This window comes from Amycolatopsis panacis (assembly GCF_003600245.1).
Lineage (GTDB): Bacteria > Actinomycetota > Actinomycetes > Mycobacteriales > Pseudonocardiaceae > Amycolatopsis > Amycolatopsis sulphurea.
Genome location: NZ_QZFV01000120.1, coordinates 138920 through 151018 on the forward strand (window position 1 = coordinate 138920; position 12099 = coordinate 151018).

The 12099-nt window shown below is 70.4% G+C and carries 13 protein-coding genes; 2 read left to right on the forward strand and 11 right to left on the reverse strand.

All coding sequences use genetic code 11. The features are described from left to right. Positions 1-5: 5 nt before the first annotated feature. From tatB to sigE, 4 genes are all read right to left on the reverse strand, one after another. A complete protein-coding gene (gene tatB, locus D5S19_RS26160) occupies positions 6-413 on the reverse strand; it encodes a Sec-independent protein translocase protein TatB (protein WP_098511243.1) in 408 nt (135 codons plus the stop codon). Positions 414-519: 106 nt separating this feature from the next. Further along, on the reverse strand, positions 520-2049 hold the full coding sequence (locus D5S19_RS26165; protein ID WP_120026029.1) for a S1C family serine protease: 1530 nt from the start codon (positions 2047-2049) through the stop codon (positions 520-522). 498 nt (positions 2050-2547) lie between these two features. Then, positions 2548-3234: an anti-sigma factor family protein gene (locus D5S19_RS26170; protein ID WP_120026030.1), complete on the reverse strand. Its 687-nt coding sequence runs from the start codon at positions 3232-3234 to the stop codon at positions 2548-2550. After that, complete coding sequence (gene sigE, locus D5S19_RS26175) at positions 3231-3845, reverse strand: RNA polymerase sigma factor SigE (RefSeq protein ID WP_120026031.1); 615 nt, start codon at positions 3843-3845, stop codon at positions 3231-3233. The genes D5S19_RS26170 and sigE overlap by 4 nt, the downstream gene beginning before the upstream one ends. Positions 3846-4033: 188 nt before the next feature. Between sigE and D5S19_RS26180 the strand changes: the two genes are divergently transcribed. Then, positions 4034-4687, forward strand: a complete 654-nt coding sequence (locus tag D5S19_RS26180; RefSeq protein ID WP_120026032.1) for an O-methyltransferase — start codon at positions 4034-4036, stop codon at positions 4685-4687. Positions 4688-4690: 3 nt separating this feature from the next. Here the strand turns inward: D5S19_RS26180 and D5S19_RS26185 are convergent, their stop codons facing one another. After that, positions 4691-5893 carry an MFS transporter gene (locus D5S19_RS26185; RefSeq protein ID WP_120026033.1) on the reverse strand — a complete coding sequence of 401 codons (1203 nt, stop codon included), beginning with the start codon at positions 5891-5893 and terminating at the stop codon, positions 4691-4693. A gap of 63 nt (positions 5894-5956) precedes the next feature. Between D5S19_RS26185 and D5S19_RS26190 the strand changes: the two genes are divergently transcribed. After that, positions 5957-6880, forward strand: coding sequence for a LysR family transcriptional regulator (locus D5S19_RS26190; RefSeq protein ID WP_120026034.1), 924 nt, complete (start codon positions 5957-5959; stop codon positions 6878-6880). Here D5S19_RS26190 and D5S19_RS26195 read toward each other — a convergent pair. The 6 genes from D5S19_RS26195 to D5S19_RS26220 form a co-directional block, all read right to left on the reverse strand. Beyond that, entirely contained in the window at positions 6861-8297 is a 1437-nt protein-coding gene (locus tag D5S19_RS26195; RefSeq protein ID WP_120026035.1) for a leucyl aminopeptidase family protein, read from the reverse strand. The two genes, D5S19_RS26190 and D5S19_RS26195, sit on opposite strands and share 20 nt — an antisense overlap. Before the next feature lie 90 nt (positions 8298-8387). Next, a complete protein-coding gene (locus tag D5S19_RS26200; RefSeq protein ID WP_091294302.1) occupies positions 8388-8555 on the reverse strand; it encodes a DUF3117 domain-containing protein in 168 nt (55 codons plus the stop codon). Between the two features lie 232 nt (positions 8556-8787). Further along, entirely contained in the window at positions 8788-9537 is a 750-nt protein-coding gene (locus D5S19_RS26205) for an ESX secretion-associated protein EspG (protein ID WP_158605644.1), read from the reverse strand. 15 nt (positions 9538-9552) lie between these two features. Then, positions 9553-10821 carry a hypothetical protein gene (locus D5S19_RS26210; protein ID WP_158605645.1) on the reverse strand — a complete coding sequence of 423 codons (1269 nt, stop codon included), beginning with the start codon at positions 10819-10821 and terminating at the stop codon, positions 9553-9555. 17 nt (positions 10822-10838) lie between these two features. After that, a complete protein-coding gene (locus tag D5S19_RS26215; RefSeq protein WP_233574173.1) occupies positions 10839-11483 on the reverse strand; it encodes a DUF3558 domain-containing protein in 645 nt (214 codons plus the stop codon). Further along, positions 11480-11911: a PE domain-containing protein gene (locus tag D5S19_RS26220; protein ID WP_158605646.1), complete on the reverse strand. Its 432-nt coding sequence runs from the start codon at positions 11909-11911 to the stop codon at positions 11480-11482. The genes D5S19_RS26215 and D5S19_RS26220 overlap by 4 nt, the downstream gene beginning before the upstream one ends. Positions 11912-12099 lie beyond the last annotated feature (188 nt).

Genomic DNA, 12099 nt, shown 5'->3' on the forward strand with positions numbered 1-12099 from the left:
ACGGCTCAGGTGGCGTCCGGGTCGATCGGCGGACGCTCCCCCGGCTTGAGCGGCTCCGGCTGCGGCACGCTGCTCTGCGGCTTGATCGCGGGGCTGCCGTTCGAGCCGTTCGTGCCGTTGATCGAGTTCAGGCCGAGCGGATCCGCGTCGCCGTCGAACAGGTGCTGGGTGACGACCCGCTTCGGGTCGAAGTTGCGCAGCCCGCGCAGATCCTCCAGCGGTTTGCGGAGCTGGTCGAACTCCGGGCCCATCTCCTCACGCAGCTGCTCGCGCGCGCCGGTGGCGAACTCGCGGACCTTGCGGACGCTGCGGGCCATCCAGGCGGCCGCCTCGGGCAGCCGCTCGGGACCGAGGATGAAGAGACCGGCGACGATGAGGACGAGAATCTCGCCCCAGCCGATGCTGTCGAACACCCGTGAACCTCCGCTCGGTGCTGGCCTGCTCAGGATACCCGCGCCCGGCCCAGATCCGGCAGGCTGTGAAGAGTCCCCGCACAGCTCGTGCGGCCGACGAAGTGGGTCAGTCGCTGCCGAGAGTCACGTCCACGACGAGCAGCGCGCCGGAGCGGGCCAGCTGCACCGGCACCACCGTGCCGGGGTCGTGGTTGCGCACGGCCACGGTCAGCTCGGCGGAATCGCGCACCAGCCGGTCGCCGACCTTGGTGATCACGTCGCCCTCCTTGATCCCGGCCGCGGCGGCCGGACCGTTCGGGACGACGTTCTGCACCTGGGCGCCCATGCTGGTGGATCCGGCCACGCTGGCCGCGTTGACGCCGATGTCGGCGTGCACGACCTTGCCGTGCGCGATCAGTTCCTTGGCGATCTTGACCGCGTAGTCGCTGGGGATGGCGAAGCCGATGCCGATGCTGCCGCCGTCCGCGCTCGAGGAGCGGATCGCCGAGTTGATGCCGACCAGCGCCCCGGTCGCATCGACCAGCGCGCCCCCGGAGTTGCCGTGGTTGATCGCCGCGTCGGTCTGGATGGCCTCGTAGGTGACCGGCGGCGCGCCGTTGTCCCCGCCCGCGGTGACCGGCCGGTCGAGGGCGCTGACGATGCCGGAGGTGATCGAGTTCTGCAGGGCCAGCGGCGAGCCGACCGCGATCACCGCGTCACCGACCTGCAGGTCGGCCGACTTGCCCAGCTGCATCACCACCGGGTTGGTCACCGCGACCTTGACCACCGCGAGGTCGGTCTTCTGGTCCGCGCCGACGAGCTTGGCCGCGGTGCGGGTGCCGTCGTTGAAGATCGCGGTGATCTTGACCGAGGAGTCCCCGCTCGCGGAGGTCACCACGTGTTCGTTGGTGAGGATGTAGCCCTGCGGGTCGATGACCACGCCGGAGCCCTGTTCCCCGGCGTCCGCGCCGGGTTTGACCACCTCGAGCGAGACGACCGCGGGCGAGACCCGCTTGGCGATGTCGGCCAGCGAACCGGGCGGGCGTTCCTTGGCCGCCTCCGCCTCGGAAATCGTGGCGCTGCCGGTGAGCGAGGAACCGGTGTCGGCCAGCCACCAGGAGACCAGCCCGCCGACCGCGCCGACGAGCAGCGCCAGCACGCCGAGCAGGGCGAGCGCCCGCGGTTTGACCCGGCGGCCGAACAGCACCTCGGGCAGGCTCAGCAAAGCCCCGCCGGGCCGGGTCCCGGACTCCTCCGCGGAGTCCTCGGCGGTCACCGCCGGACCGGCCAGCACCGCCCCGGAACCCGGATCCCGCCACGGATCCCGCTGATCGGTCCACAGCGGCTCCTCCGGCTCGGGTGCTTCGCCGGTCGCTTCGAGCGGCCGCTGCAACAGCACGTCCTCGGCCCCCGGCGGACGGCGGAACGCCTCGGCGAGCGATTCCGGAGGCGGCGGGGCGAGGTCGAAACCGTTGCCGGCGTTACTGTTCGGCTGCGGAGTGTAGAGCTTGTCGAACGCGCCCTCGACCCCGTGCGGACGGCCGAACACCGCGGTCTGCGCCGGATCGACCGCGGGCCGCTCAAGCGGCCGTGGCGCCAGCCGGTCCGCCCCTACGGCGCCGGGCTGGGCAGGGTTCGCGTTCGGCTGGTCGGTCATCATTCCCCGGGGCTGCGATCAGTGGCTCGGCATCGACGATATCTCAAGCCTGGCGCACCCGAGTGTGCCCATCGGACGGTGAAATGGCTGTTGCCTGCCCCGCGGCCGGGAGGGCCTCGGCACTGCGGGACCGACTGGTGAGATGGACATTCGCCACGGGGGCGGGTACTGGTCGCTGGCACCTGCGGCAGGCGGACCGTGCCATGGCTGCATCCGGGCCGAACGGCGGCCTGTCAAGATCGATGCCCGCAGGGTCCGCACCGGACGTGGATGGGTAACGGCTTTCCTGACGTGCGGCCGTGAGCCGGCCGGTGTCCGTGATCACCTGCGCCAAGGCAGGGCCTCCGGCGCGCTGGGCACAGGCTGCGCCGCACCAACCCGATCCCCAAGCGGACCGGCTATTTCGCTGACAAGGCGACCCCGGAGGTCTCGCCGCCGCCGGGAAGGGCTGCCTAGAACCCCTCACTCCGCCAAGACACGCCTGGGCTGGGCAGAAACTCACCGAGCCGGAACCGGGGGCACCCGATCATCCACCGGCCGCACGGCCGAACTCGACGACGCCGGTTTCTCCGTCACCGACGAGACCGGTGCCTGCCGGGTCGGCACCGACATCTGCGCGGGCAGCAGATTCGCGTTGCGCTGGGCCGGGCTCTGGTCCCCGGTGCCGTCCCCGCTGTCACCCGCGGTGCCGACGAGCGCGAGCGCGCTCAGCACGAGACCGGAGACCACCACTCCCGCGCCCTGCGCCGCCCGCTTGCGGCTGAATCCGAACCGGCCGCCACCGAGCACGTTCGCGGACTGCCCGAGTGGCGCGGTCGTGCCCAACGGCGCGGTACCCCCGAGGACGCTGGCACCGTCCCGCAGCCCGGCCACGCGGTCCGGCCGCTGGATGGCCACGAGCTGCCCGTCCGCGGTCACCGCGAGGTTGTCCGGGGAGCCCGGGAGGTCGGTGTGTTCCGGAATGGAGCGGAGGCTGGCCAGGAAACCGGCCGACATGGTCGGCTCGCCCGCCTGCTTGACCGCCGCGCCCGCCTGCCGCTGCGCACGCACTTCGCCGGCACAGCCGGGGCAGCACGCGAGATGCGCGGCGGCACGGTCCCGCGGGCCCGGGGACAGCTCGCCGTCGACGAAGGCGACCACCACGTCGGGCAGCAGATGGGATTCGCGCAGGCCCCAGCCGGTCATGCCGACACCTTGACAGACTCGCCTCGTTCGGCACGGCGGCGCTCCAGCGAGGCACGCAGCGCGGAACGGCCACGGTGGATCCGGCTGCGCACGGTGCCCAGCTTGACGCCCAGCGTGGTGCCGATCTCCTCGTAGGACAGGCCTTCCACGTCACACAGCACGACCGCGGCGCGGAACTCCGGCGGCAGCTCGTCGAGCGCGGCGTCGAGGTCCGGGTCCAGGTGGGTGTCGCTGTAGTGCTGCTCCGGGCTCGGGTCGTCGCCGACGATCCGGTCGGTGTCCTCGGGCAGCCCCTCCATCCGCACTCGCTGGCGGCGGCGGGCCATGTCGAGGAAGAGGTTCGTGGTGATCCGGTGCAGCCAGCCCTCGAAGGTGCCGGGCTTGTAGGACGCGAGTGAGCGGAACACCCGGATGAAGGTCTCCTGGGTGAGGTCCTCGGCGTCGTGGGTGTTGCCGGTCAGGCGGTAGGCCAGCCGGTAGACCCGGTCGGCGTGCTCGCGCACCACCTCGTCCCAGGACGGCGGCGTCCACGCCGCGGCCGCGGGTTCCACGGCCACCGGCTCGGCGACGGTCGTATCGGCGTTCTGCATCGGGGGAGCAGGCACCTCCATCTGCGTAACTCCTCTTCTGCTCTGCCAACGCGGCGCGGGGGCACGGTGTTCCCGTGCGATCGGATCGAGTGTGTCCGGTCTTCCCGTGGTTCTAATGAGACGCGACTGAGAGCAGCCTGAGAACTTCTTCGGGAGGCTTATCCGGGAGCCTTCGCGGTTTTGTCGACAACCAGCGCTAACCTTCGCGCGTGAGTTCCGGGACGCAGGCGGCGTCGGAAGCCGAGCCGGTGGGTGCCGAGCACGTCGACGGGTATCTGCCCGACGATGACGTGCTGACCATGGCGCGGGCCCGCGCGGACGAGCTCGGCTGCCCCCCGCTGGCCCCTGGAGCAGGCGCGACGCTGCGGTTCCTCGCCGCGACGCTCGGCGCCCGCGCGGTGGTGGAGGTCGGCACGGGCTCCGGCGTGAGCGGGCTGTACTTGCTGCGCGGGATGGCCGCGGCCGGCGTGCTCACCTCGATCGACATCGAGCCGGAATTCCAGCGTGCGGCCCGCCGGACGTTCCTCGACGCCGGGTACCCGCCGGGACGGATGAGACTCATCACAGGCCGCGCGCTCGACGTGCTTTCCCGGCTCACCCCGGGAGGCTACGACCTGGTGTTCGTGGACGCCGCGAGGATCGAGTACCCGGGCTACTACGAGCAGGGCGTGGCCCTGCTTCGCCGTGGCGGGATCATCGCCTTCCACAACGTGCTCGCCGGCGGCCACGTGGTCGACCCTTCCCGACGTGACCCGGAAACGCTCGCCCTGCGCGAGGTGGCACGGGCCGTCCGAGAGGATGAACGGCTGGTCCCGGCGTTGCTGCCGGTGGGTGGTGGGCTGCTTCTCGCGACCGTGGGCTGACGTTCAGGAGTGAGCTAGCACACGGCGTTCAACCCGGGTTGCCGTACCGGCCACGACGGCCGTTGCGGCCAGCGCGAGCCACACCACAACGGCGCCGATCAGCCAGCTCCAGCCTGCTTCGCCGTAGACGACGCTGCCGATTGCTCCGCCGACGCTGCTGCCGAGGTAGTACATGAGCGTGTAAAGGCCGCCGACCTGACCGCGCGCATTCTCCGGCGCTTCAGCCGCGGCCCAGCTGTTCGCGATCGAGTGGGCGGCGAAGAACGCGGCGGTGAGAACCACGAAGCCGATCACAATCAACGGCAGCGAGTCGGGAATCGTCATGACGCCGCCGAGCGCCATCGCCAGCAGTACGCCGAGAAGCGCGCGCCGTCGTCCGATCCGGGCAGTGAGACGGCTGGCAGTGGCCGAAGAGACCGACCCGAGCGCGTACGCGAGGAACACGAGCGAAGCGAGCGCAGGGGTGAGATTCAGCGGCGCGCCGGTCAGACGGAAGCCTGCGGCGTTGTACATCGCGACGAAGGCCCCCATGGCCAGCAACGCGACCGCGTACTGCGCAAGCAGTACCGGACGACATACGGCAGCGAGCAGTCCGGCAGCAACGTCGTGAGCAGTTTGCCGCCCCTCCCCCGGCTGTCGCTGCGACGGCGGCAACGCAAGCACCGTCACTACCGCGCAGACCAACGAGACCCCCGCGACCACGTACAGCGCTCCTCGCCAGCCGAGAGGACCCGCGGTGAACCCGGTGGCCAACCGACCGGTCATGCCGCCGATTGAATTGCCCGCGATCATCGCGCCGACTGCTGCCGCCACGCCGACCTTGCCCAGCCGCTCCACCAGATACGCCGTCGCGACACCGGGGAACCCGGCGATCGCGACGCCCTGTACGGCGCGAAGCACAAGCAGCAGCGAGTAGTTCGGCATAAGCGGCAATAGAAGCCCGAGAATGGTCGAAATCACCACGGACGCGACGATCACCGGCCGTCGTCCGACCACTTCGGACAGTGCGGCGATCGGCAGCACGGAGATGGCGAGCGCACCCGTGGCCACGCTCACCGCGAGCGATGCGCCGCCGGGATCGAGGTGGTATTGCGCGGCAAGCTGCGGCAGCACCGGCTGCGGGGCGTAGAGCAGGGCGAACGAGGTGAAACCGGCGGCGGCCACGGCGACCTTGACGCGGCGGGTCGGGCTGGCGGGAAAGGTCACGAAGCCGAAAGTAAGCCTCGCTAATCAATACGTCCAATACGTCTATCCGCGATAATCCATACCGTGACGGATGAGAAGCTGACGGCCCAGCTAGCGCCGCATCTGCGGTTGCTCGCCGCGCTGCGGGCTACCGGGAATGTCACACGGACAGCCGAGCTGCTGGGGATACCGCAGCCCACCGTCAGCAGGCGGCTGGCGGCGCTGAGCCGGGCGCTGGGCGCCCCGCTGACCGTGCCGGCCGGCCGGGGCGTACGGCTGACCCGGGCCGCCGAGCTGCTCGCCGAAGCCGCCGAACGAGCGCTGACGGCCGTCGACGCCGGCGTCCGCCTGGCCCGCGAGGAGGTCGAGCCCGGCAGCGGCCGCGTCGTGCTCGGGTTCCTGCACCTGCTCGGCCGGGCGCTGGTGCCGGAGCTGCTGCGGGACTACCGCGCGCAGGTGCCGGACGCCCGGTTCACCCTCGTCCAGGGCTCCCGTCAGGACATGCTGGACCGGCTCGCCGCGGGTGAACTGGACCTCGCGCTGCTCGCCCCGGTGCCGGAGGAGGACGAACGGCTGGGGTCGGTCGTGCTCGACGAGCAGCCGATCCTGCTGTCCGTACCGGCCGGGCACCGCCTGGCCGGCCGATCCGCGGTGCGGGTCGCGGAACTGGCGGACGAGCCGTTCGTGCTCCTGGAGCCGGGCTACGGCCTCCGCCGCATCACCGACGACCTGTGCGCCGCCGCGGGTTTCGCCCCGACGGTGGCGTTCGAGGGACAGGAATCGGACACCGTACGCGGCCTGGTCGCCGCGGGGCTGGGAGTCGCGCTGCTGCCGCTGTTCGAGCCGGGCGCACCGGCCGGGGTCGCCGAAGTGGCCCTTACCCCGCCGGTGACCCGGACGATCGGCCTGGCCTGGCGCGCAGGCGAACCGCAGCCGCCCGCCGTACGCAGCTTTCGCGACCACGTGGTGACCGCGTACCCGCGCCGGATCAACCGGCGTACGAAGTAGCCAGCTCCATGAGGGTCCGCGCGGCGAAGCCGGAGGCGCCGGGAACGACTTCGTCGTACGCCTTTTCCGCACGAGCCGGGCCTGCGATGTCCAGATGCGCCCACGGACGGCCCGCGGTGAACTCGCGCAGGAACAACGCCGCCATGACGCCGCCAGGGCCGCCCGGCGCCTGACGTACGTCGCCCAGCGTGCCTTCCACGTCGCTCGCGTAGTCCTCGAGCAGTGGCATCCGCCACCACGCCTCGCCCGCCCGAACACCCGCTTCCACTATGCGTTCGGCGAGTTCGTCGTCGGTCGCGAAGAGGCCTCCGGTGCGCAGCCCGAGTGAGACCTTCATCGCACCGGTCAGGGTGGCCACGTCGACGACCAGGTCGGGCTTGAAGCGCTCGATGCCGTACGCGAGCGCGTCGGCCATCACCATCCGGCCTTCGGCGTCGGTGTTGCCGACCTCGGTCGTACGGCCGCCGTAGTGCCGCACGATGTCGCCGGGACGGTAGGAACCACCGGACACGTGATTCTCCGCGGCCGGAACCAGCGCGGTCACCCGCACCGGCAGGCCGAGCGTCGCGATCCCGCGTACCGCGGCGAGCACGGCCGCGCCGCCCGCCATGTCGGTGCGCATCAGGTGCATCCCGGCGTTCGGCTTCAGCGACAGGCCACCGGTGTCGAACGTGATGCCCTTGCCGACGAACAGCAGGTGCTTCGCAGCGCCCCGCGGGCGATACTCGAGTTCGATCAGCCGCGGCGCGGACGCAGACCCGCCGCCGACCGCCAGGACGCCGCCGAAGCCCTTCTCCGCCAGCCACTTCTCGTCCCACACCGTAACCCGTACCGGTTCGCCGACGACCTTCGCGGCGGTGTTCGCCAGCCACGCGGGGTTCTTCACGTTCGACGGGGCGTTCGCGAGATCCCGGGCGAACGCAGCGGCCGCGGCCAGCGTCCGTACCCGCGCCACCGTCTCGGCGAACTCCGGCACCGCACTGTGTCCGGCAACCAGTCGTACGGCCGGTACCGACGGCTTCGGCTCGCTCGTGGTGACCATGAAGCGGTAGCCGCCGAGCGACAGCCCCGTCGCCAGCTCGCCCACCTCGGCCGTGGTGACCTCTTCGGACAGCAACACCTGCACTGTCCGGATCGGACTCTTCGCGGCCGCGTCGCGCGTCGCGCGGGCCAACGCCGCACCGGCACGGCGAAAGTCCTTCGGCGTGGCTTCGCCGACTCCCACGACCCAACGCGGCGTGTCACCGTCTTCGGCGAACTCGCGTACGTCGCCGGTGCGCCCACTCGTGCCGTATGCCGCTTCGTCACCTTCGGCGGGAGCGGCGGCAAGGACCGCCCGCGGAATCCCTCGCCGCGCAGCGGAGACGACTTCGATTTCGGGGAGTTTGGTGGGGACGGGTGGTAGTGGGTTACGCACAGCGAGCTACCTTCGGGCGCAGACGAACCGCGACCCCGGCCTCCACGGGGAGACCGGGGTGCACAGTGGACAGAGTCGGTCGAGCCGGAATCAGCCGGTGACCTCCTGCAATGCCACGCCGAGGTCCTTCGCTTCCTCCGCGGAGAGCTCCACGACCAACCGGCCGCCACCCTCCAGCGGCACCCGCATCACGAGGCCCCGCCCCTCCTTGGTCACTTCGAGGGGACCATCTCCGGTCCGGGGCTTCATGGCCGCCATAGCGTGCTCCCTCCGTCTCAACCGGCGCGCCCGGGTCGCGCACTCCCATGCCAGCCGGGTCCAGGACTCCATTGTCCCTCATCAGCGGCCGGGCGCGAACGCGGACCGATCATTTGGGCACGTATCCGTGCTGGTATGCCGCCCGCCGGGGCCAGGAACGGGTCACCCGCCGAGCCGAAAGCACTGTCGGCAGCGGCTTTACCCGTGCCGGCCACGCTTTGCCACCCTCGTCTCACGAACCGAGCTGCGCGCGAAGCCCGGTCACCCGCTGGGCCAGCAGGTCCGGCGTACCGGGCACGACGGTCAAGTACCGGTTGCCGACCGGACCGGACACGGTGCAGGCGACCCGGCCGCTGGCGAGATCCAGATAGCCCAGCCGATCGCCCGAAACCCGCCGCCGGCAACCGGGCTCACGCACGGCGACCGTGATCTCCCCGGCCCCACAGCAGGACTCACGGAACAACGCGTCGACGGCGCGAGCGGCTTCAGAGCGCTCCGCTACGGCGCTGTACAGTCCGTCGTCGCCTTCGCGGAACTCGTCCTGTGGCAGGGATAACGAGGGCATCTCGACCGGCGCGTACTGCGGCAAAGCGCTCACCAGCTCGTGTGCCAGCGAGTGCGTGCCCGCCGCCAACCGCAACCGCACTCGCTCGCCCGAGCAGACCGCCCGGACCGCAGTCCTGCCACGTACCGCGACCAGGACGCCGTAATGCCCTACCCCGTCCTCGACATAGGCGACGTGCTCCGTCTCGGCCCGCGCAAGCGCGTACAGGACGTCTTCGAACTCGTCGGTGAGCCGGTCACCGCGATCCAGCAACCGGTGCTCGGCAAGCTCGTCCCGCACTGTCGTGTCCAGCTCGCGGCCAGGCGGCGGGTAACGCAGCCCAGCGGCGAATACCGGATGCGGCTCGCCCAGGCCGGCGTTCCGGAGCGCGCCCAGGAGGGCACTCAGCGTCAGTTCGACTGCGCATGCCGGTACCACTCTCAGCCCCCTCAGTTACTCCTGCGGGCGTGATTCCGTCCGCTGGCGCGACATCTCCCCGAGCACCGGCGGCACCGGCCGTAGGTCGCTGCCCCCGAACAGCCCGTCCGGATCGGCTTCCCGCAGATACGCCGGGGACTTCTTTTCCTTGTCGTCGTCCTTTCGCCCGGCCATCCCGGGACCGGCCATGGCGCCGTTCTTCTCGCCTTCGGCGGCTCGGGAAGGCGCTCCACGGGCGCTCGCGGGCTCGGCCGCCTTGCCCGCACCGGAGCCTGGTCCGCCGCGCGGGCTCCCGGCCCTGCCGGAGCCGCCGCCCACTCCGTATCCCGGCGATCCCCCGCCGACCGCGCTCTGGCCACCCGAGCCGATCGGATTGACCGATTGCCCGGTCGGCCCGAACCGATACTGCTCGTCCGGCGAGGAGACCGCCGGCGGTGCCGGGCCCGGTTGGTACGCGCTCACGCGGGTCGACGGACTCTGCCGCGGTCCAGGCACCGATGGGACGTTCGGATGCGCACCGTCTCCGCTCGGCGCGGGGGAGCTGGTGCTCTGTGTCGGCCCGCGGCCGTCGCCCTGGCCATCACCTGGGCCGCCTGGACTGTCACCGCCCGGGATCCGCTGGTCGCCGCTCGACACCCGCCCGCTTGGCCCCTGCCCATCGCTTGGCGTCCGCCGGACTTCCCCGGGATACCCGGACGGCACCGGGCCGTCAGCACCATGACCGGGCTTCCCCACGGCCGGCCTGTGCTGCCCGCCGGCCTCGGCCAACCGCACCACCGCACCCGTATCGTCCAGCGTGGAATACTGCGCGGGAATCCGCGCACTATTCGCCCCCGTCGCCGTGTGATAACCGCCGAAAACGTCGATATTGTGCTGCACGTCATCCTGCCACCGCACAACCTTCGTGAAATAGTTCTCCCCTTGCCCACCGAACATGGCGCGGACATCTTGCGCGGTCAATTCAGGCTGATACGGAGCCACTGGCCGCACACTGTTGTTTACGGCTTGAAACGCCGATATCTGGTCATTCGCGGCGGCACGCACGATCGCGAGGCGCACACCGTCGTCCGCCGCGGCCGCCATCAGCGGCATACAGGAATTGGCCAGCGCCTCATCCGCCGCGGCACCCTGCCACGCCCCCCGCAGAACTCCGGCGAGATCGGCGATCCGAGCCGCGCGCGCTTCCAGATTCCGGCTGAGCCGATCCGCCGCCTGATGCGTATCACTCAGCGATCCGGCACCGGCCCCACCGGTGAGCTGCCGGTAGATGTCGGCGGCACTCAAGGAATCACCGGCCATCATCAGCCCCCTCGAATATTGCTCAGCACCATTTCCGCAATACCGCGGACAGAATCACAAGGATCTTTCTTGCCGATATTCTTCCGTGCCTGCCGAGCCGAGATGTCCACCGTCTGCCGATCACTCACACCGAGCGCGACGCGACATTCACCGATACCGCGGTCGTCCCGGATGTTATAGGCAGCGATCGGATATCCGTTCACGGGATCAAGCGGCCGGAAGAACCCGTAGGCACCACCCGCCGCCTGGTAGACCGAGGTCAGCCCGAGCTTGTCGACATCCGGGAATATCACCTCGACGCTCGCATTACCGTGCGCAGCGTCACCGCCCCAGTAGCAAGACGGCCCCGCCGCGCCGTCCAGGTAGGGCTTCGGTGGCGCGACGCCGCCGAGAAGCTCGCCGATCTGCTGCGCGGTGAGCACCGTGCAAGGCGCGCGGCTCGGCCTGCCGATATCGATCGGGTGCTCGACTTTGGGCACTCCTTTCCCCGGAACCTGCTGCGCGGACGGACCATCCTGTCCCGCCGGGCGAGACGGTTCCACCGAACCGGTCTGCGCGACCGGCTCCGCATTGCCGGATACCGCGCCGGAACACCCGGCCAGCGCGAAAAACGCAAGTCCGGCCAGCATTACGGCAACCCGTTTCACAGACTTCCCCCGGTCTGCTCGATCTCGGCCGCATGCGCATACTCGGCAACGGAGTAACTCCGCAGCGCAGCCCGGAACTTCGCTGCCTGATCCCGGCAGTATTGGGCCCGCTGCTGCAGCGATTCGACCAAGGCGTCACCCGATCGCCGGAACGCCTCAGCGTTTCCGCCACTCACGAAATCCCTCCCCGGCGGCTGCGTACGGGCGATGACAGCCGCATTGTTGACGTCATGCTCGAACTCCCCCGCCAACGATTCGAACTCGTTGGCGACGCGTTCGAGTAAGCCTCGATCACAGGAATAACCGGGCGCTTGCCCGAAGGCACCGGAGATGACCGAGCCGAACGACTGTCCTCCATATCTGTTTCCAGGTGTAGACACCGAAACGCCCTGGTCAGCAGCCTGAAGACTCGGCGGGTCATCGGTCATGACGTACGCCCTCCCCTGCGTAAATCCCGTCCTGCGGTACACCCCACTCGCGATCACGTACCGTGATGAGCCCATTACGTTAGACCCGGGAACGCGCATTCGCCACCCATTCCTCGAAGGGTGGACCCGAATGCCACACGCAGATGTCACCCGAGAAGGTCACCCGGCCCGCTCCCCGGCCGCCGCCG